Origin of the sequence: Rhizobium phaseoli (assembly GCF_010668805.1) — a bacterium.
GTDB classification, from domain to species: domain Bacteria; phylum Pseudomonadota; class Alphaproteobacteria; order Rhizobiales; family Rhizobiaceae; genus Rhizobium; species Rhizobium phaseoli_A.
This window is the reverse complement of record NZ_WUFT01000015.1, coordinates 47,562-66,861: the sequence shown is the minus strand read 5'-3', so window position 1 is coordinate 66,861 and position 19,300 is coordinate 47,562. Positions and strand designations below refer to the sequence as shown.

Here is a 19,300-nt window from a genome sequence, read left to right as displayed (position 1 = left end):
GCTTACGTCTCCCTGATTGCTATCGCGGAAATCTGGCGGCCGTAGTCCGGCTCCTTGCGATGTGTCGTCCTGCGGTAAGAAAAGAAGCGCTCGCTGTCCGGATAGGTGCAAAGGCCGAGGCTTTCGGCGCGTACGCCGGCTTTCGTCAGCCGGTCGACGGTCAGCGCCGGCAGGTCGAACATGGCGCGGCCGGACGTTTCGGACGGTACGAAAAAACGCGCGTCCGCCGGGTTCCCGGCGACGAAGCGCTCGACGAATTCGGGGCCGACCTCATAACTTGCCTGGCTGATCGAGGGGCCGAGGCAGGCGACAATGTGCGTGCGGTCGGCGCCCAATGCTTCCATGGCGGCGATGGTATTTTCGAGCACGCCCGTCAGCGCGCCTTTCCAGCCGGCATGGGCGGCGCCGACGACGCGATTGTCCGGGTCGGCAAACAGGATCGGCCCGCAATCGGCGGCAAGCACGCCAAGCACGATACCGGGGGTGCGCGTTACCATCGCATCCGCCTCGGGGCGAGCGCCGTCGTAATCGGCATCGATCGTCACGACATCAGGGGAATGGACCTGATGCACGGTTGCCAGCCGCTCGACCGGCAGGTCGAACCAGGCGGCGACGCGGCGGCGGTTTTCCAAAACCTTGTCGCGTTCGTCACTGGAACCGAGGCCGACATTGAGGCCACGATACAGCCCTTCGGAAACGCCTCCGGCTCGGGTGAAATAACCGTGGAGGATAGTGCTGCCCGCCGCGTCGTTCAGCAGCGCGCTTTCGATCGGTGCGGGAGAGGCCGCGTCCTGCATCTGTGATTCCGGGGTTTTTTAAGGGGTTTGTTATTATCCCGAGCGCATCGCACAGGCGGCGCGCTTCAAGTTCTTGTTCGTGCGGATGTTGAACCAGCCGCGTGCGCCCTGTCAATCCACCGGACGAAAGGGCATGAGGTCGACTGCGGGATGAGAGACCGCCATCACCTTGAAGAGTTCGCCCATCCGGCCTTCACCGGCGCCGGCGAGCCGTTCGACTGCCGTCTGGATGACCTGCTGGGTTTGCGGCTCGCGATCGTGGCCGAGGGCAGCGGCACGCTCGAGGATGCCGAGGCCGCTCAGAAAATCACCCTGATGCAGGGCGCCGTTCAAATGAACGCCGGCCGCAAGCGCCGTTTCCGCGAGCTGCTGGAAGTCGACATGGCTCGTCAGATCGGCTTCACCGGGATGGGCGAGCGGCGGGTCGAATTCATGCATGCGCACGGCCTGCAGCGTATCGCCGAAGCCGGTGACGAGATGGCCATAGTCGATCGCGAGCGCCGTTCCACCGGAGGCGCGCAGCCGCTCGCAGATCGCCATCATTACGGCCTGGCGGGCAGGTGATATCTCGAAGAGCGTGCCGAGCGGCAGGTTCTGCACCGGTTCGGGGAGAAGGGCCGGATCGAGGCCTGCGACGCCGGCGGCAAAGCTCAGCGCGCCATCGGCATCAATGCCGATCATGCGCTCGCGGAAACCCGTCGGCATGCGGACAAACTGGCGGATCGGGATGGCATCGAACAATTCGTTGGCGGCTATCAGCGTGAAGCCTGGCGGCACTTCGTCGAAGCCGTCGTGCCAGGCGATCTTTTCGCCGTAAGCTTCGAGCGTCTGGGCCTGGACGTCGCGCAGGCGTTCGCTGGTTTCGACGAGATGCACGGTCATGGCGTTGAAAAGCGGCGGGGCGATGCGGGAGATGACGCGCAGCATGTCGGCCATCATGGTGCCGCGGCCGGGGCCGATCTCGACGAGGCGGACGCCCGCCGGCGCGCCATGACGTTGCCAGGCATGGACGATGAAGACGCCGATCATTTCGCCGAAGATCTGGCTGACCTCGGGCGCGGTAACGAAATCACCCGAACGGCCGAAGGGCTCGCGGGTGCGGTAATAGCCGTGTTCGGGATCGGCCAGGCAGAGCGAGAAATAATCGGTGACGCTGATCGGGCCGTTGGCCTGGATGATCGCCTTGATCTTTTCGCCTAGAGCGGTGGTCATGTCGCGCGTCCTGGAATTTTCAGAGCTGCAGCGCAGCCTGGCGGCGGGCTCTGAGCATCGCCCAGAGGCCAAGCAGGATCATCGGGGAGGAGAGCACCATGCCCATAGTCAGCCAGTTCGTGCCGAGGAGGTAACCGAGCTGGGCGTCAGGCTCGCGGAAAAATTCGACGAAGATGCGCGACAGCGCATAACAGCAGACGAAAACACCGGTGATAAAGCCGGGGCTTTTCAGCGCGCGCATGCCGTAAACGAGAGCGGCCAACACCAGCAGAAGAACGATGCCTTCGAGGCCGGCTTCGTAAAGCTGGCTTGGGTGGCGGGCGAACGGACCGCCGCTCGGGAAGACCACGGCCCAGGGCACGTCGGTCAACCGGCCCCAGAGCTCGCCATTGATGAAATTGGCGATGCGGCCGAAGAAGAGGCCGAAGGGAACGACAGTGGCGACGATGTCGAACAAGCTCCAGATCGGGATGCCGTTGCGGCGGGCAAACAAGATCATGGCGATCGTCGTGCCGGTGAGGCCGCCATGGAAGGACATGCCGCCGTTCCAGATCTCGAGCGCGCGCACGGGACTGCGCAGGACGGCGGGGAGATCATAGAAGAAAATATAGCCGAGACGACCGCCGAGGACGACGCCAAGGGCTGCCCAGACAATGAAATCGTCAAGCTGCGTCCGTGAGATCGGCGAGACATTGCCCGGCCAGAGTCCGTCATTGGCGGCCAGGCGGCGCGCATAGGCCCAGCCGAGCAGGATGCCGGCGACATAAGCAAGACCGTACCAATGAATCGCCAACGGGCCGACCGAAAAGGCGATCGGATCGATGTCAGGGAAAGGCATGATGGCAAGGAGATTGGCTGCTGTCGGCAAGGTTTTCCCACCTGTTTGTTTGCGCGGAACATGCCGCCGCGATCCCGGACGGTCAAGTCCATTGTTCGTGATGGCCCTTTCGCAGCCGGTTCAGCCACGGTTATCCCATGCAAAGCGCTTGCATCGCGGCTAGCGAAGCCCTACCTCAATCTTCGAGGCCCCGAAGGGCTGAATTCACCTCATGCGAAGGGAGAAAACCGCCATGACGACCGGAACGAACCGCATCATGGACGAATTCGCCAAGCTGATGACCGATGCGGCCGGCGCCGCCCAGGGCGTCCGCAAGGAGATCGAGACCGCCTTCAACGCTCAGGCGGAGCGTTGGCTGAACAGCATGGATATCGTCAAGCGCGAGGAGTTCGAGGCGGTGCGCGAGATGGCGATCAAGGCGCGCGACGAGAACGAGGCGCTTGCCGCCCGCATCGCGGCGCTCGAGGCGAGGCTTGCCGGCGACGGTCACTAAAGCGCGTCGCGGTCTTTTTAGATTCGCTCCGTGCGCTTCAGGTCTTCGTTTTCCCGCATGTCGCGCAAAGCCGCTGAACACTTTTGCGCGACATGGCTGAAAGTCCCGATATGACGCAGATGCGGCGTTGCCTTCGTGCCACACACCGCATCCGTCACAAAAAATTCAGGTGAGTTTTTCCACCTGTGGACACTGCCAAAAAAGCCAATTCGCAGAGTCGCTTATTCTCCCTTCTGAATTGAATTTCGAAGAGCCTTTCCACAGTGGTCCGGCCTATTTTCCCCTCAGGGGGCTGGCAGGGGGCAAGGCGCATTATACACTGATTTTAAATGATGATTCGAAGTGACTTGGTAAGCTCCGGGCAGGTTATCTGCGTTAAGTCTGGCAGCGGTTCAACGATCATCCGAGTGGTGGTTCCGGTATTTGCGTGTGTCTTTTCTTGTGTGTGTACACCAAGTTAGGTCGCATTCGTTCCGGTCAAGAAGGTGCTGCATGAACCTGATGGAATTGGAAGTCGAGCGTCAGTCGAACCCGGTCGATATGATCGAGTACGTTGCCTCCAACAACGACTGGTCGTTCGAACGGTCCGGCGAGGACGAGATCGCGATGACGGTCGAGGGGCGCTGGACGGACTACCACGTCTCCTTCTCCTGGATGGAGGAATTCGAGGCGCTGCACCTTGGCTGCGCCTTCGATATCAAAGTTCCCGACATCAGGGTCAACGAGGTGGTCAAGCTGCTCTCGGCGATCAATGGGCAGGTGCTGATGGGGCATTTCGACCTCTGGCGCCAGGAAGATGTCGTCATTTTCCGCCAATCGCTGCTGCTTGCCGGCGGCGCGGAGCCGACCAATCGCCAGGTCGAAGTGCTGCTTTCCAGCGCGCTCGACACCTGCGAAGCCTATTTCCAGGCATTCCAGTTCGTCGTCTGGTCCGGCATGGAAGCGACGAAGGCGATGGAAGCCGTGTTGTTCGAAACAGTCGGCGAGGCATAAGATGCCGGCGAACGCTTTTTCCTCGACAAACCCCGTCGTCCTGATCGGTGCCGGCAACATGGGCGGGGCGATGCTCTCCGGCTGGCTGAAAAGCGGTGTTCCGGGCTCGGCCGTTCTTGTCGTCGATCCCAGCCCGTCGCCGGCGATGCTGGCGACGATCAACGAGGCCGGCGCGACCCATGTGATCGCGGCTCCGGCGCATTTGAAGGCAAGCGTGCTGTTTCTGGCGGTCAAGCCGCAGGTAATGGAGACGGTGTTGCCGGCGGTGAAGAGTGTCGTCGGGCCGGAAACTGTCGTCGTCTCGGTTGCGGCCGGCAAGACGCTCGGTTTCCTCGAGAAACATCTGGGCAAAGCCGCCATGGTGCGGGCCATGCCGAATACGCCGGCCATGGTCGGGCGCGGCGTCACCGGCGCCTTTGCCAATTCGGGGGTGAGCAATCTGCAGCGCGAGCGTGTCCATTCCCTTCTCAGCGTCTCGGGTCCGGTCGAATGGGTGCCTGCAGAGGCCGATATCGATGCCGTGACGGCGCTTTCGGGCAGCGGTCCTGCCTATGTGTTTTATCTCGTCGAATGTATGGCGGAAGCGGGCCGTAAACTCGGCTTGCAGGCGGACCTCGCCATGCGTCTTGCGCGGGAAACAGTCGCGGGGGCTGGTGAACTCTTGCACCAGTCCCCCGACGACGCTTCGCGGCTGCGGCAGAATGTGACCTCTCCCGGCGGCACGACGGCGGCGGCACTCGCCGTGCTGATGGCCGAAGACGGCATGCAGCCTCTGTTCGACGCAGCGCTGGCGGCGGCGCGCAAGCGGGCCGAAGAGCTGGCCGGCTGACGGAGACGATATGGCCGAAGAGATCACCTACGCCGATTTTGAGCGTGTCGACATCCGTGTCGGTACGATCGTCGAGGCCAGCCCCTTTCCGGAAGCGCGAAAGCCGGCATTCAAGCTGGTGATCGATTTCGGTCCCGAGATCGGCACGAAGAAATCCTCGGCCCAGATCACCGTGCATTATACGCCGGAAAGCCTGATCGGCCGGCAGGTGCTCGGCGTCGTCAATTTCCCGCCACGCCAGATCGGGCCGTTCCGCTCGGAGGTACTGACGCTGGGCTTCGAGGATGAGAGCGGCGCGATCGTGCTTGCTGCCGTCGAACGGCCGGTGCCGAACGGTAGCAAGATAATGTGAGCGTAAGCTCACACCATTCATCGGCTTTTCGTCCGATGCGCTCTTGCCGGATCTTCACCGGCTTAAATACCCTTTAGAAACGGATTGCTTCGCCGTTCGTCGCCGATGCGGCTGCCAGGGCCGTGGCCGCAGATGAAACCGACGTCGTCACCGAGCGGCAGCACCTTGTCGCGGATCGAATCGAGAAGCTGCTGATGATTGCCGCCCGGCAGGTCGGTGCGGCCGATTGAGCCATTGAAGAGCACGTCGCCGAGATGGGCGAAATTCTGCGTCCGGTTGAAATAGATGACGTGGCCGGGGGCGTGGCCGGGCGTGTGGTAGACCTCGAATTCGTGGGTACCGAACGCGATCTTGTCGCCATCCTTCAGCCAGCGGTCGGGCAGGGTGTTGCGCAAGCCCGATATGCCGTATTTTTCAGCCTGGGTCTCGATCCGCTGCAGCAGCGGCAGGTCGTCCTGATGCGGGCCGACAACGTCGATGCCGAGGGCCTCCTTCAATTCGGTGGCACCGCCGGCATGGTCGAGATGTCCATGCGTCAGCCAGATTTCCTTGATGACCAAACCGTTCTCCGCGATCGATTGCAGGATGAGCGGCACATCGCCGCCCGGATCGACGACGACGCCTTCCTTGGTGTCTGCATCGAAGAAGATCGTGCAGTTCTGCTGGAAGGGTGTCACCGGAATGATGCCGGCCTGGAGCATGCCCATAAGTGCCTCGCTTGGTGTCTCGGATGCTCAGGGTATAGTCCGAAACCGTGCGAAGGACAGCCGGAATCTTCTGCCTTAGAGGCGCGGTTCACGGCAAAAAGACGCGCTGAAACAAGAGTTTATGGATCTCCACCCTGTCGCTGGATGTCATTGAAATCGGATTTTATCCTAAAAATTCAATCGCTTGCCTAATGCCGACTGAGCGTAGCGCTTTGCACTGCGGAGCGCCTGGGAACATCGTGGAATGCCGCGCGTTGTCAGCCCATCGAAACTAAGGAGACGCTCACATGACCTTGAAGAGAAACATTCTGCTGGCGGGGGTCGCGCTCCTGGCGACCGGTGGCCTTGCGCAGGCGGAGATGACGGCGACGACCGTCAACGATCTCAACGTCCGCGCCGGCCCCGGCCCGCAATATCCGGCAGTTGGTCTTGCCACGCGCGGCTCGACCGCGGTGCTTGATGGCTGCATCGAAGGCAGCCGCTGGTGCCGTGTCGACGTCAACGGCATGCGCGGCTGGGTGTATGCCGATTATCTGCAGGTCGACCAAGGCGGCAGCCAGGTCATCGTCGAACAGCACCGCGCCGAGATCGGCGTTCCCGTCGTGACCTACGAATCGACCGCCAGTGTCGTCCCGGTTGATCCGCAGCCGGCGCCGGGCGATGAGTTGCTCGGCCCGGTCGGGGCTGTCGAGACCATTACTCCGCCCGAAACGGTCCGCACCTATATCGACGCCAATCCCGGCCAGACGGTGCAGCTCGGCGGCGATGTCGTCGTCGGCGCCGAAGTCCCTGGCGACGTCACCTTCCAGACGATCCCGGATTACGAGTATCGCTATACCAGGATCAACGATCGGCCGGTGCTGGTCGATCCCGGTACACGCCGGATCGTCTACGTTTATCAGTGATGTAACCGGTAAAAACACAACGAGGCGGTCGGCTGGCAGCCTCGTTTCCAGCCCCGTCTGCTTCATCCCTTGCCTCCCGCATGGGTTGATTTTTTCTTAACGCTTTCCTCCTGAATATGATAAAATGCTAACATGCCGAAGGTTCGGCATATAAACGGCGATCGGGGAGATCGCCAGAGGAGGAAAGTCATGGAAGCGCTACTTCCACTCGTCACACAGTTGATTGCCGGTGCCATCGGCGGCAATGCTGCGAGCGCCGCCTTGAAGCAGAATGCGATCAACGTCGTCGCCCGTACGATCGCCGGCGCGATCGGCGGCATCGGCGGCGGCATGCTGCTCAGCATGGTTGGCGGGGAGGCGGCTGTGACCGGCCTGATCGCCGACGGTATCGGCGGCCTGATCGGCGGCGGCATTCTGTCGACGCTCGCCGGACTGGTCATGTCGCGGGCGCATCGGTAAATGCCCGGCCGGCGTTCAGCTTCGCGCCGCGCGTCTTTGGGCCGTGCGGCGCCGTAACGCTTTGAATTGCTGAGCTAATCGCTTGAAGGGTCTCTCCGGCAGCAACCGCCGCCGGATAGACTTCCTTCCTGTCGTCGTTCATCCACGTCTCGGAAATCGTCGACGGCGTGAAGCGATGCGGGCCGATTTCGGAAACCGGCGTCACTTCAGCAGCCGAGCCGGTGAGGAAGCACTCGCTGAAGCTGGGAAGTTCTTCCGGCAGGATCGCGCGGTCGATGACCTCGCTGCCGCGGCGTTTGGCAAGTTCGATGACGGTCTGGCGGGTGATGCCGTTGAGGAAGCAATCCGGGGTCGGTGTGTGAATGACGCCGTCCTTGATGAAGAAGATGTTGGCGTCTGTCGCTTCGGCGACCTGGCCGCGATAATCGAGCATCATCGCATCGGCATAGCCCTTGGCTTCGGCAGCATGCTTGGAAATGGTGCGGATCACATAAAGACCGGTGGCCTTGGAGGCGCAGGGCGCCGTCTTCGGATCGGGGCGGCGGTATTCGGCGACATCGAGGCGGATGCCCTTCAGCTTCTCGGTCGGGTTAACTGAAGCCATCCCTAGTCTCCTCCGGCGCTTCACGCGCCATGCCTGTTGATTGTTGTCCCCATTACGTTTTATCCACAGACGCAAGGGAAAATCACGTATTGCGTCGGAGTGCCGGGCGGGCCTTGGTTTCCAGGGAAATGCTAAGGATATAAAAGCCCGTGCGGGCCTCCCGCAGAGGCCGGAAAACTAACAAGCTGACATATCTTGGCGAAAGTTTCCCGCGGGGGCGGGAAGAGAAAGGAAATGCCGCGTGTCACGACAGACCGGCCCGAAAACAGGCAAGCCGGAGCCGCTGGCCATGCCGATGGAAGATACCGACATCATCGATTTCGAGATCATCGAGCTGTTCTTCTTCGCCTATCGCGACTTCGTTTCGGATCCTGACGCCATCCTCGAAACAAGCGGCTTCGGGCGGGCGCATCACCGCGTCGTGCATTTCGTCAACCGCAACCCCGGCATGACGGTTGCCGATCTTCTCGATACGCTGAGGATTACCAAGCAGAGCCTTGCAAGGGTGCTGAAACAGCTGATCGATTCAGGGTATATTCGCCAGGTGGCAGGCCCCGAGGACCGGCGGCAGCGCAAGCTCTATCCAACGAAATCGGGGCGAGAGCTGGCGCTTGCTCTTGCCGAGCCGCAATCGCGCCGCATTGAGCGGGCATTCGAAGGGGCTTCTGCGGAGTCGCGGGAGGGCGTAAAAGCTTTCCTCAGGGGCATGCGGGACAGACAGAAGGCGGATTGAATGGCGGTCAAGACAGGTATTTCCGACGATGCGGCGCACCTGCTGGTGGTCGATGACGATTCGCGCATCCGCGCGCTGCTCAATCGTTATCTCGCCGAGAACGGCTTCCGCGTCACTGTCGCTGCCGACGGCGCCGAGGCGCAACGCAAGCTTACGGGTCTCGATTTCGACCTGATCATCATGGATGTGATGATGCCCGGCGAATCGGGCATAGACGTCACCCGCGGGCTTCGCGCCATCAAGAATGTGCCGATCATCATGCTGACGGCGCTGGCGGAATCGGGCAATCGGATCGAAGGCCTCGAGGCGGGGGCCGACGACTATCTTTCCAAGCCCTTCGACCCTCGCGAACTGGTGCTGCGCATCAACAATATCCTCCGTCGCAATGCCGGTGGTGAAGGACCGAAAATCGAACAAGTGATGTTCGGCCCTTATACTTTCTCGCTCACCCGCAAGGAGCTGAAGAAGGCCAGCGAGGTGATCCGGCTCACCGACCGCGAACAGGAGATCATGCTGCTCTTTGCACGGCGCGCCGGTGATACGATCCCCCGCCATGAACTGATCGGCAACGACACAGAGGTCGGCGAGCGCACGATCGACGTGCAGATCAACCGGCTGCGGCGTAAGATCGAGGATGATCCGGCCAATCCCGTCTGGCTGCAGACCGTGCGCGGCATCGGATACAGGCTGAGTATCGACTAAAAGCATGTCGCGCAAAAGTGTGCAGCGGTTTTGCGGCAACGACATGCGAGAAAATAAAGAGCTAAAGCGCAAGGAGCGAATCTGAAAGATCGCGACGTGCTTTAGATCTGAGGATAGAGGCCAGGACCGGCGCTGATGGTGACGATCGACAGCTTGCGGCGCGAAGACCGCACTTCTGAGCCGGGCTGGCGCTCGATCGTCCGCTGGCTGCGCCGGCGGCTGCCGACCGGGCTTTACGCCCGCTCGCTGCTGATCATCATCATTCCGATGGTGCTGCTGCAATCCGTCGTCGCCGCCGTTTTCATGGAGCGCCACTGGCAGATGGTGACGGAGCGACTGTCGCTTGCCGTCACCCGCGACATCGCCGCGATCATCGAGATCATCGAGACCTACCCGCAGAATTCGGACTATAACGAGATCATCCGCATCGCCCGCGATCAACTCAGCCTGCAGATCTCGATCGAGCCGGACGGCGACCTGCCGCCGCCGCGCGTCAAGCCGTTCTTCTCGATCCTCGACGGAATCCTCAGCGACGAGATCACCGACGAGATCCATCGGCCTTTCTGGATCGACACGGTCGGCAACTCGAACCTCGTCGAGATCCGCATCAAGCTAGACAACAAGATCCTCAGGGTGCTGACCAAGCGCAGCCAGACCTATGCCTCGAACACGCATATCTTCATCGTCTGGATGGTCGGCACCTCGCTGGTGCTGATCGGCATCTCGATCCTCTTCCTGCGCGGGCAGATCCGGCCGATCCTGACCTTGGCGCGGGCGGCCGAAAGCTTCGGCAAGGGGCAGAAGCCCGATGATTTCTATCCGCGCGGTGCCGACGAGGTCAGGCGCGCCGGCCTTGCCTTCATCCTGATGCGCGAGCGAATCGAACGGCAGATCGAGCAGCGGACCGCTATGCTCTCCGGCGTCAGCCATGATCTGCGCACCATCCTCACCCGCTTCAAACTGCAGCTGGCGCTCGCTGGCGACAATCCCGACCTGCATGGGCTGAACGACGACGTCAACGATATGCAGGCCATGCTGGAGGCCTATACGGCCTTCGCACGCGGTGAGGTCGAAGAGGATGTCGGCGAGCTGAAACTCAGCGAGATCTTCGCAAAGCTGGAATCCGATTTCGCTCTGCACGGCAAGACATTCAGCTATTCCATCGAAGGCGATGACGACATATCCGTCAGGCCGAACGCTTTCATGCGTCTCGTCACCAACCTAGCCTCGAATGCGCGCCGTTATGCCGGCAGGCTCGATATCGAAGCCAAGCACAATGCCAAATGGCTGACCGTCATCTTCGACGATGATGGACCGGGTATTCCGGAAAAGAACCGCGAGGACGTGTTCAAGCCGTTCTTCCGACTGGACGCGGCGCGTAACCTCGATGCGTCGGGCACCGGCCTTGGCCTTGCAATCGCCCGCGACATCGCCCGCAGCCACGGCGGTAATGTCACCCTCGCCGACAGCCCGCTCGGCGGACTGAGGGCAACGATCCGCATTCCCGCCTAAAGCGCCTCGCGGTCTTTCAGATTCGCTCTTTGCGCTTTAGGTCTTTGTTTTTGCGCACGTCGTTGCCGCAAAACCGCGGCACACTTTTGCGCGACATGCTTTAATCATCGGCAGCATTTAGCTTCACGGCTTTGCGCGCGTCGAAATCGCCCAGATGCTCAACGATCCAACGCCAGAGGGCGGCGACCTGTATGAGAAGGTCGCGTCCGAGCGGCGTCAACTCATATTCAACGCGCGGCGGAACTTGCGGATAGAGCGTGCGGATGATGAGGCCATCTCTTTCGAGGGTGCGCAGCGTCTGCGTCAGCACCTTCTGGCTGATGCCCTCGACCCTTTCCATGAGGCGCGAGAAGCGCAGGGGTGCGCCCGCATCGGATAGCACGTGCAAAATGCGTAGCGGCCATTTCGACGCCGCCCGCTCGATCAGTTCGCGGGCGCGCCCATCCTGTTCGTCCGTCATGCTGCTGCAGAAATCGAACATGTCGCTGGGCAAGTCAGTTACCTCAAGGTATGTATAGATCGCCGGGGTACCTTCTTTCGATCGGATACAATAGACCATACATGAGCCGGGAACCAAGAAGGAAAGGTTTCCGATGTCCAGGGTCTGGTTGATTACAGGAAGTTCGCGCGGTCTCGGTCGAGCGATGGCGGAGGCGGTTTTAGCCTCCGGCGACAATCTGGTGGCGACGGCGCGCGATCCGGTCCAACTTGCCGATCTGTCAGAGCGGTATGGCGGCCAGGTGCTGACGGTCGCGCTCAACGTGACCGACGAGACGGCGGCAGCGGCAGCGGTCGAGGCCGGTGTGAAGCGGTTCGGGCGCATCGACGTGCTTGTCAACAATGCCGGTTACGGCAATGTCTCTTCGATCGAAGATACCAGTCTTGCCGATTTCCGAGCGCAGATCGAGGCCAATCTGTTCGGCACGATCATCATGACCAAGGCGGTCATCGCCCTGATGCGCAAACAGGAGGCAGGGCATATCATCCAGTTCTCATCCGTCGGCGGCCGTATCGGTCCTGCCGGGCGCGGCGCCTATTCGGCGGCGAAATTCGGTGTCGAGGGCTTTTCCGAGGTGTTGGCGAAAGAGGTCGCGCCATTCGGCATCAGGGTGACGGTGATCGAGCCCGGCGGCTTCAGAACCGATTTCGCCGGGGCCTCGACGGTGCTGGCCGAAGGGCGGCAGGACTATGCGGAGACGGTCGGCGCTACCGTGCGCTTCCAACGCGAGTATAATGGTCGCCAGCCCGGAGATCCTGCCAAAGCGGCTGCGGTGGTCATCCATATCGCCGGCCTCGATGCACCGCCCCTCCGGCTGCTGCTTGGCAGCGATGCTGTCCGCAATGTCGAGAAAGCGGATGCAGCGCGTATCGACGCTGATCGGGAATGGCGAGCGGTCAGCGTCTCGACCGATTTCGAACCCGATGCCGATATCCTTTGAGCAGAATCGGCTGACGAATCGACAAAAGAAAGCGCCGCTCGAAGCGGCGCGTAGCATCGGCGATAATAAAAACAAGGAGCTAAAGCGCGTCGGGTGAATCAAGTTTGAAGCGACGTGCTTTAGAGAGGTCAGCCGGCGGTGCAGAAATGGCTGCGGCCGTCATTGCCGATATAGGTGCCGCTACGCGGATCGAAAGAGCGGTAGCGGTAAGAGCAGTAACGCTCCCACTGCGGCGACCAGGGCTCCACCGCCGTGCGGACCGGCGCATAGTATCGCGGCTGCTCGACATATTGCGGCTGCTCGACATAGACGCGACGCGGGGCGCGATAGACCGGAGCGGGCTCGTAATAATCCGGCTCGTAGGCCGGGTCGATGTAGCGGCGCTCTTCGTATGCAGGACCGTTATTGGCATTGGCGATGGCCGAGCCGACGATCAGGCCGGTGGCGAGACCAACGGCGCCGCCGACGAGCGCATCGTTGCCGTTGTGATGGTGCCAATGACGGTCGCCGGCCGATGCATCGCCAATGGCGGAGAGGGTAAGCGCAGCAGCCGTTGCCGTCAGCAGAAGAGTTTTTGCGAGCCTGTTCATCAGCGTAGGTCCTAATCCCGGGAACCGAACGCCGGTTCCTTTCTCGATGATGGCAGTCGTATAGATTGGTGGCTGAACGAAGGCTGAACGACAAAACCCGGCATTGCTGCCGGGCTTCAACTCGAATTCGACAGCTTTGTTCAGAGGTTCAGCCCGAAACCTGCAGATTGACGGCCTTAGGCCCCTTCCCGCGGCGATCCGGCTCCGTGTCGAAGCTTACCTTCTGGTTTTCCGTCAGGCCGGCCAGCCCAGAGGCTTGAACGGCAGAAATGTGAACGAAGATATCGGCGCCGCCCCGGTCCGGCTTGATGAAGCCGAAGCCTTTGTCGGTATTGAAGAATTTTACAGTGCCAGTCTCTGCCATGCGTAAGGTCCCTTTTCTCTCCGCCCGCCATCCACACGGGCAGCATCATAGCATTGCCTCCTTGCGGGAGGTGTAGGCAGGCAATTCTTGAAATGTGAGAAAAAGGTCCCCTCTACCTCGGCCTGCTCCAGGCAGGACTTCGCCCGCCATTTTCGGAACCGGCTGACCGGGATATTAGCGTTCCCGGCGCGCAAATACTTAAGGACTTCCCATGCTCGCAAAATGCCCGAACACGCTGAGAGTGCTGCGTTTAAAGGATTTTGGCAAGCAAAAGTTTTTAGCGTGCGGTGCGGGGCACCCCCCGGCGAATATCCAATTTGCGCAAAAACGCAAAATTTTCTTCGAAGATAGGCGAATGATTAACGTTTTATATCGTCTGCAATATAAGTTCGGAGCAGATTTTCCCAATAATGCAACGTGAACGCGTCTTGGCGTATCCGACAAATTTTTCGTCGAGGCGTGACTCACCCGTATTTGGACGCGTGTTCAGGCGGCTGGCAGGCGTCGCCGGGCAAATCCCGGCACGAGTTCGACCACAAGCATAGCGATAAACATCAGAGCGCAACCTGCATAGCCGGTCACCGGCATCGTCTCGCCCAGCAGCAGGGCTGCGAGCGAGGCGCCGAAGAGCGCTTCAGAGGAGAGGAAGATCGCTGCCTGCGAGGGTGTGGTGTAACGTTGGGCGATCACCTGCAGCACGAAGGCCAGGCCCGAGGAGAAGATGCCGACATAGACGATCTCAGGTGCTGCGGCCCGTATCGCAGAGAGGCTGATCGGTTCGACGATTGCGGCAATGGCAAGCGCGCAGACTGCGGTGACGGCGAATTGCGTGGCCGAGAGCGCGAGCGGCCGTCCGGTTGCAGAAACAGTCGTGCCGGCAAGGGTGATCTGGATTGCCCAGAAGACGGCGCAGACGACCGTCAGGAGATCGCCTGATGAAAGGGCCGAGAGGTGACCGCCGGACAGGAGATAGATACCGGTGACAGCCATCAGCGCGCCCGGCCAGATGATCCAGTGCGGGGCACGACGCAGGAAGAACACGGCGATCAGCGGGACGAAGACGACATAGAGGCCGGTGATGAAGCTCGAATTCGTCACACTCGTCGTCTGCAGCCCGATTTGCTGCGTGGCTGCGCCGCCGAAAAGGGCAAGGCCGGTCAGAATATAGAGTTTCGCATGGCGTGCGCTTGTCTTCACCTTGGCGTTGCGCGCTTCGAAAACGACGAAGGGCAGCACGGCCAGCGTGGCGACGGTGAAACGCAGGGCAATGAACCAGAAGGGGCCGATCGCCTTCATCGCCGTCGATTGCGCGACGAAGCCGCCGCCCCAGATGGCGGCTGCAAACAATAGGAGAAGGTTCGCCTGAGCGCGCGTCATGTCGTCCTCGATGGGGAAGGGATGTGGTCCAGCGGTTAGCAGTTGCGGTTCCGTTCGGCAAGGGTGAAGACTATATTGCCGGTTGGCGTAGGTGACAGCATGCAACGCGAAGAAGGCCGGCTGGCCGGCGACATGGCGGCGATGCCCGGGACGGCAGGCTATTCTGGCACGCCGCTCACCAAGAAGCTCGGCCTCGCGCGCGGGCAGGCGGCTGCTCTTCTCGGCGTTCCCGAAACGATTGGCGAGATCTGTGGCTTCGACGGCTTTGCCTCGGTCGCCCTTGTGCTTCCCGAAACGCCTCGGCGGGCGTTTGACTATGTGCATCTGTTTACGACCGAGCGAGCTACGTTGGAGTCTCTCGCGTCCGCGCTTTTTCGTGTTCTGAGACCCGATGGCATCCTCTGGATTTCCTGGCCAAAGAAGAGTTCGCGGGTGCCGACGGATGTCACCGAGGATGTGCTACGAGAGGTCCTTCTTCCGACCGGCCTTGTCGACGTCAAGGTCTGCGCCGTCGATGAGACCTGGTCCGGACTGAAATTCGTCCTCCGCAAGGCGTTGCGTGGCGCGTTGTGATCCTTCAGCCGTTGGTGGCCTCAGCGCGCGAAACCCTGAGCAGCGACCCGTTGTCCTCGTCGGTCACCATCAGCAGCGCGCCGTCGGGTGCGACGACGACATCGCGGATCCGGCCGTATTCACCCTCGAACAGGCGCTCCTCGGCGACGAAGGCGCCGCTTTCGTCGCGCTGCATGCGCGAGAGCAACTGGAACTTCAGCGCCGCGACGAGGAAATTGCCGTCCCATTCCGGGAACATGGCGCCGCGATAGATGGTGAGCGCACCAGGGGCAATCGAAGGATCCCAGTAATGCAGCGGTTGTTCCAGCCCTTTCCTCGCGGTGCCTTCGCCGATTTCCACACCTGAATAGTCGCGGCCATAGGTGATGATCGGCCAGCCGTAGTTCTTGCCTGCCTCGGGCTGGTTGATTTCGTCGCCGCCGCGCGCGCCGTGTTCGACGGTATAGAGCTTGCCATCCTTGTTATCGAAGGCGATACCCTGGGGGTTGCGGTGGCCTTTCGACCAGATTTCCGGCAGCGCCTGGCCGCCGTCCTTGAACGGATTGTCGGCCGGGATGCTGCCATCGGCATTGATGTGGATGATCGCGCCGGCGTCATCCTGCCAGTCCTGTGAGCGGTCGCGGTCGCCACGGTCGCCGATGCTGATGAACAGCGAACCATCATGGGCAATGGCAATGCGTGAGCCGTACTGGATATTGCCGGAGGTGAAGCGCCGCATGGTGAAAACAGGTGTCACGGCGCTCAGTTTCTTCTCGTCAGCGGAAAGCATGGCGCTGAAGGCTTCTGTGCCGGAGCCCTGAGCATTGGCGATGGAGGCGGTGAAATAGATCTTTCTGGATGTCGCAAAGTCCGGAGCGAGCGCCACGTCCATCAGGCCGCCCTGGCCGCGGGCACTGACTTTGGGTACGCCGCCGATCGGATCGGAGATCTTGCCGTCGCGGATGATGCGCATGCGGCCGGGCCGCTCGGTGACGAGATAGGCGCTATCGGGCAATACCTCGACCGCCCAGGGATGATCGAGGCCGTCGGCGAGCTTTTCGACACGAACTGCGGGGCCTTGCGTATTGACGGTATCGGCCGCATCGGCGGACACAGCGCCGAACAGGAACAGCACTGCTACGAAATGGAAGACGGACAGTCTCTTCATCTTGCTTCCCCGGTCGTCTCTCCAGTCCGAACGTGGAGCGGGCAGGGGGAGCTTCAACCCTTATTCGACCTGCAATAACGGCTTTGTGTTTACCGGTTGAACGGAGCCGGTCGCCTTGATGTCGATCAGTTCGGCCCTCGCCTTCAGCAGGAAACCATCGCCAATCAGCGCGATGCCGTAAACGACAAGACCGGCAATGGCAAAGGCGATCGCCCGTTCGGTCGAAGAAAGGCGCCAGAGGAAAAAACCTTTCCTTTGCCGCCTCTTCGGCATGTCGTGGGCCGTGGCGGCGGCCAGCGCGAGTTCCAGATAGGTCGGAAGCGGCTCGAATTCGGCCGCTCCCTCATTGTCAACTGTAGCTGATCTAGCGACCATCGCGCTTGGCTCCGATCATGACGATGCCCTTGAGGCGACGACGCCAGACTGCCAGCCCGCTTGCCGCCATCAGCGCCAGGAGCAGCATAGTGAACCCCTGCGTGATCTGCTCGTCGGCGTGTATCGCTGTCTGCGGCAGGTTCGCGGTCGAGGACTTGTGCGCGATCATGGTGGCGGCCTCGGCGATCGGCCCGGAGAGATCGATTGCGATGTCGGTCTTCAGCTGTGGCGAGGAGCCTGGCTCCTTCGACGGAAAGAGCAGCGAACGGCTGTTGACGTCGTCCGGTTGGACAAGCGCTGCGAGCTGGCTGGATGTCTGCTGCGTTTCGGCGGAGGCAAGACCAAGTGTTGCGGCAACGCAGGCAACAAAGGCGATGATGGCGACCAGAAATGAAACGGAGATCCGGCGCATGCGCATGCGCCCGATGGCAAACTCGTCTTCCAGAAACATTGGCGACCCTCAATAACCAATTTGGATGGCGCAATGATGCGGCTTCGATCTCGGCGCGCTCACGACCGAATTGCGGCGGTGTGCGGCATTTGTTGCGGCTTATTGGTGGCGATGACGAAAACTGATGGTCTCTTCGCCCTGCGCGCCAGTTCCTCGAGGTGCGCGATCGCGGTGGCGTCATCCGCGACGAATTTCGACCATTCGACATCGCCGCCGCCAGCCGGGAACACCCAGCCGCGTGCCCTGCTGTAGTAGACTGCGAAGGGATCGCCGATGCCGGCGATAAACTTGAACTCCCGGCATGGGGATGACTTCGCGGAAACGGATAAATCCCGATGGTCTCAAGAGGTTGACTTTGGAGTCGCGCGGAGTGCTTCGACTGCGCGCCGCAAGCCTTGCCGAAAAGGGCGGCGACCCAGCTCGCCGATGCGGCGAAACGATCAATAAGAATCATTGCCCCCATCACGCCTTTGCGCTTGAAATGCCGTCATACATTGGACATAGAGCTAGGCGCAGAACACCGGTCCCGGCTTTCTGCCCGTTTCAACCATTAGGACCGATATCATGGCCTTCCTTGCCGATGCTCTTTCCCGTGTGAAGCCTTCAGCCACCATCGCCGTTTCCCAGAAAGCACGCGAGCTGAAAGCAAAAGGACGTGATGTGATTGGCCTCGGCGCGGGCGAGCCGGATTTCGATACACCCGAGAATATCAAGAAGGCGGCTATCGACGCGATCAATCGCGGCGAGACGAAGTACACGCCGGTGTCCGGTATTCCCGAATTGCGCAAGGCGATCGCTGCCAAGTTCAAGCGTGAAAACGGCCTGGAATATTCCTGGGAGCAGACGATCGTCGGCACCGGCGGCAAGCAAATCCTGTTCAACGCCTTCATGGCGACGCTGAACCCCGGCGATGAAGTCGTCATCCCGGCGCCCTACTGGGTTTCCTATCCGGAGATGGTGGCGCTATGCGGCGGCACGCCAATTTTCGTTTCGGCCACCCAGGAGCATGACTTCAAGCTCCAGGCGGCCGATCTCGAAAAGGCGATCACGCCGAAGACCAAGTGGTTCATCTTCAACTCGCCGTCCAACCCGACGGGTGCGGCCTATACGCAGGACGAGCTGAAGGCGCTGACCGACGTGCTGATGAAGCATCCGCACGTCTGGATATTGACCGACGACATGTACGAGCACCTGACTTATGGCGACTTCAAGTTCGTGACGCCTGTCGAGGTCGAGCCGAAGCTTTACGACCGCACGCTGACGATGAACGGCGTCTCCAAAGCCTATGCGATGACCGGCTGGCGTATCGGCTATGCTGCAGGCCCGATTCAGCTCATCAAGGCAATGGACATGATCCAGGGTCAGCAGACCTCGGGGGCGACGTCGATTGCCCAGTGGGCCGCCGTCGAGGCGCTGAACGGTACGCAGGACTTCATCCCCGAAAATAAGAAGATCTTCGAAGGCCGTCGTGATCTCGTCGTTTCCATGCTGAACCAGGCCAAGGGCATCGTCTGCCCGGTGCCGGAAGGCGCTTTCTACGTTTATCCTTCCTGCAAGGGCTTGATCGGCAAAACCGCACCCTCCGGCAAGGTCATCGAGACGGACGTAGATTTCGTTTCCGAGCTCCTGGAATCCGAAGGCGTTGCCGTCGTTCAAGGCTCGGCCTTCGGCCTCGGCCCGAACTTCCGCATCTCCTATGCAACGTCGGAAGAGCAGCTCGAGGAAGCCTGCCGCCGCATCCAGCGCTTCTGCGCCGCTTGCAGGTAAGCGGACTGCGATAAGATCGATCGAAGGCCTGCCGGCGACGGCGGGCCTTTTTTTAGCGACGTTGACGATGTGGCTGCATGT

21 protein-coding genes and 3 pseudogenes are annotated in these 19,300 nt (G+C 61.1%); 12 read left to right on the top strand and 12 right to left on the bottom strand.

Annotated features, from left to right (window positions below; all coding sequences use genetic code 11):
* Positions 1–2: 2 nt before the first annotated feature.
* The 3 genes from pgeF to lgt all read right to left on the bottom strand — a co-directional run bounded on the left by pgeF (position 3) and on the right by lgt (position 2,877).
* Positions 3–797, bottom strand: coding sequence for a peptidoglycan editing factor PgeF (gene pgeF, locus GR197_RS22440; protein ID WP_164013549.1), 795 nt, complete (start codon positions 795–797; stop codon positions 3–5).
* Between the two features lie 111 nt (positions 798–908).
* Positions 909–2,009: a class I SAM-dependent methyltransferase gene (locus GR197_RS22435; protein ID WP_164013547.1), complete on the bottom strand. Its 1,101-nt coding sequence runs from the start codon at positions 2,007–2,009 to the stop codon at positions 909–911.
* A 19-nt stretch (positions 2,010–2,028) separates the two neighbouring features.
* Positions 2,029–2,877 carry a prolipoprotein diacylglyceryl transferase gene (gene lgt / locus GR197_RS22430; RefSeq protein WP_164013546.1) on the bottom strand — a complete coding sequence of 283 codons (849 nt, stop codon included), beginning with the start codon at positions 2,875–2,877 and terminating at the stop codon, positions 2,029–2,031.
* Positions 2,878–3,079: 202 nt separating this feature from the next.
* On the opposite strand from lgt, the gene GR197_RS22425 reads away from it, so the two are divergent.
* From GR197_RS22425 to GR197_RS22410, 4 genes are all read left to right on the top strand, one after another.
* Positions 3,080–3,340 carry an accessory factor UbiK family protein gene (locus tag GR197_RS22425; RefSeq protein ID WP_164013544.1) on the top strand — a complete coding sequence of 87 codons (261 nt, stop codon included), beginning with the start codon at positions 3,080–3,082 and terminating at the stop codon, positions 3,338–3,340.
* Between the two features lie 492 nt (positions 3,341–3,832).
* On the top strand, positions 3,833–4,333 hold the full coding sequence (locus GR197_RS22420) for a YbjN domain-containing protein (protein WP_003541709.1): 501 nt from the start codon (positions 3,833–3,835) through the stop codon (positions 4,331–4,333).
* A gap of 1 nt (position 4,334) precedes the next feature.
* Positions 4,335–5,162 (top strand): pyrroline-5-carboxylate reductase, encoded by an 828-nt coding sequence (gene proC, locus GR197_RS22415; protein WP_164013542.1) that lies wholly within the window; start codon positions 4,335–4,337, stop codon positions 5,160–5,162.
* A 10-nt stretch (positions 5,163–5,172) separates the two neighbouring features.
* The gene (locus tag GR197_RS22410) at positions 5,173–5,514 is read left to right on the top strand and encodes a tRNA-binding protein (protein WP_164013540.1); all 342 of its coding nucleotides are present in this window, start codon (positions 5,173–5,175) and stop codon (positions 5,512–5,514) included.
* 62 nt (positions 5,515–5,576) lie between these two features.
* Here GR197_RS22410 and GR197_RS22405 read toward each other — a convergent pair whose 3' ends face one another.
* Positions 5,577–6,221 carry an MBL fold metallo-hydrolase gene (locus tag GR197_RS22405; RefSeq protein ID WP_164013538.1) on the bottom strand — a complete coding sequence of 215 codons (645 nt, stop codon included), beginning with the start codon at positions 6,219–6,221 and terminating at the stop codon, positions 5,577–5,579.
* A 287-nt stretch (positions 6,222–6,508) separates the two neighbouring features.
* On the opposite strand from GR197_RS22405, the gene GR197_RS22400 reads away from it, so the two are divergent.
* The gene (locus tag GR197_RS22400) at positions 6,509–7,126 is read left to right on the top strand and encodes a DUF1236 domain-containing protein (protein WP_164013536.1); all 618 of its coding nucleotides are present in this window, start codon (positions 6,509–6,511) and stop codon (positions 7,124–7,126) included.
* 189 nt (positions 7,127–7,315) lie between these two features.
* The gene (locus GR197_RS22395) at positions 7,316–7,585 is read left to right on the top strand and encodes a hypothetical protein (RefSeq protein ID WP_164013534.1); all 270 of its coding nucleotides are present in this window, start codon (positions 7,316–7,318) and stop codon (positions 7,583–7,585) included.
* Between the two features lie 91 nt (positions 7,586–7,676).
* Here GR197_RS22395 and GR197_RS22390 read toward each other — a convergent pair.
* Positions 7,677–8,264 (bottom strand): annotated as a pseudogene (locus tag GR197_RS22390) (aminotransferase class IV); the annotation flags it as partial.
* A 166-nt stretch (positions 8,265–8,430) separates the two neighbouring features.
* On the opposite strand from GR197_RS22390, the gene GR197_RS22385 reads away from it, so the two are divergent.
* From GR197_RS22385 to GR197_RS22375, 3 genes are all read left to right on the top strand, one after another.
* Complete coding sequence (locus GR197_RS22385; protein ID WP_164013532.1) at positions 8,431–8,922, top strand: MarR family transcriptional regulator; 492 nt, start codon at positions 8,431–8,433, stop codon at positions 8,920–8,922.
* A complete protein-coding gene (locus tag GR197_RS22380) occupies positions 8,923–9,624 on the top strand; it encodes a response regulator (protein WP_018073989.1) in 702 nt (233 codons plus the stop codon).
* Positions 9,625–9,759: 135 nt separating this feature from the next.
* On the top strand, positions 9,760–11,136 hold the full coding sequence (locus tag GR197_RS22375; RefSeq protein ID WP_164013530.1) for an ATP-binding protein: 1,377 nt from the start codon (positions 9,760–9,762) through the stop codon (positions 11,134–11,136).
* A 100-nt stretch (positions 11,137–11,236) separates the two neighbouring features.
* Here GR197_RS22375 and GR197_RS22370 read toward each other — a convergent pair whose 3' ends face one another.
* Positions 11,237–11,695, bottom strand: coding sequence for a winged helix-turn-helix transcriptional regulator (locus GR197_RS22370; protein ID WP_164013721.1), 459 nt, complete (start codon positions 11,693–11,695; stop codon positions 11,237–11,239).
* 34 nt (positions 11,696–11,729) lie between these two features.
* Between GR197_RS22370 and GR197_RS22365 the strand changes: the two genes are divergently transcribed.
* On the top strand, positions 11,730–12,575 hold the full coding sequence (locus tag GR197_RS22365; protein WP_164013528.1) for an oxidoreductase: 846 nt from the start codon (positions 11,730–11,732) through the stop codon (positions 12,573–12,575).
* 128 nt (positions 12,576–12,703) lie between these two features.
* On the opposite strand, the gene GR197_RS22360 is transcribed toward GR197_RS22365, so the two are convergent.
* The 3 genes from GR197_RS22360 to GR197_RS22350 form a co-directional block, all read right to left on the bottom strand.
* Positions 12,704–13,165: a BA14K family protein gene (locus GR197_RS22360; RefSeq protein WP_164013526.1), complete on the bottom strand. Its 462-nt coding sequence runs from the start codon at positions 13,163–13,165 to the stop codon at positions 12,704–12,706.
* 148 nt (positions 13,166–13,313) lie between these two features.
* Positions 13,314–13,529, bottom strand: a complete 216-nt coding sequence (locus GR197_RS22355) for a cold-shock protein (RefSeq protein WP_164013523.1) — start codon at positions 13,527–13,529, stop codon at positions 13,314–13,316.
* A gap of 486 nt (positions 13,530–14,015) precedes the next feature.
* Positions 14,016–14,906, bottom strand: coding sequence for a DMT family transporter (locus GR197_RS22350; protein ID WP_164013521.1), 891 nt, complete (start codon positions 14,904–14,906; stop codon positions 14,016–14,018).
* A gap of 99 nt (positions 14,907–15,005) precedes the next feature.
* Here GR197_RS22350 and GR197_RS22345 point away from each other — a divergent pair, with 99 nt between their 5' ends.
* A complete protein-coding gene (locus tag GR197_RS22345; RefSeq protein WP_164013519.1) occupies positions 15,006–15,479 on the top strand; it encodes a DUF3052 domain-containing protein in 474 nt (157 codons plus the stop codon).
* A gap of 4 nt (positions 15,480–15,483) precedes the next feature.
* Here GR197_RS22345 and GR197_RS22340 read toward each other — a convergent pair whose 3' ends face one another.
* The 3 genes and pseudogenes from GR197_RS22340 to GR197_RS32785 all read right to left on the bottom strand — a co-directional run.
* Positions 15,484–16,626: a PQQ-dependent sugar dehydrogenase gene (locus GR197_RS22340; RefSeq protein WP_164013516.1), complete on the bottom strand. Its 1,143-nt coding sequence runs from the start codon at positions 16,624–16,626 to the stop codon at positions 15,484–15,486.
* A 117-nt stretch (positions 16,627–16,743) separates the two neighbouring features.
* A pseudogene (locus GR197_RS22335) lies at positions 16,744–17,001 on the bottom strand (class GN sortase); the annotation flags it as partial.
* Positions 16,994–17,653 (bottom strand): annotated as a pseudogene (locus GR197_RS32785) (hypothetical protein); the annotation flags it as partial. The pseudogenes GR197_RS22335 and GR197_RS32785, both read right to left, overlap by 8 nt.
* A 363-nt stretch (positions 17,654–18,016) precedes the next feature.
* Between GR197_RS32785 and GR197_RS22320 the strand changes: the two are divergent.
* On the top strand, positions 18,017–19,219 hold the full coding sequence (locus tag GR197_RS22320) for a pyridoxal phosphate-dependent aminotransferase (RefSeq protein WP_164013514.1): 1,203 nt from the start codon (positions 18,017–18,019) through the stop codon (positions 19,217–19,219).
* Positions 19,220–19,300: the final 81 nt, after the last annotated feature.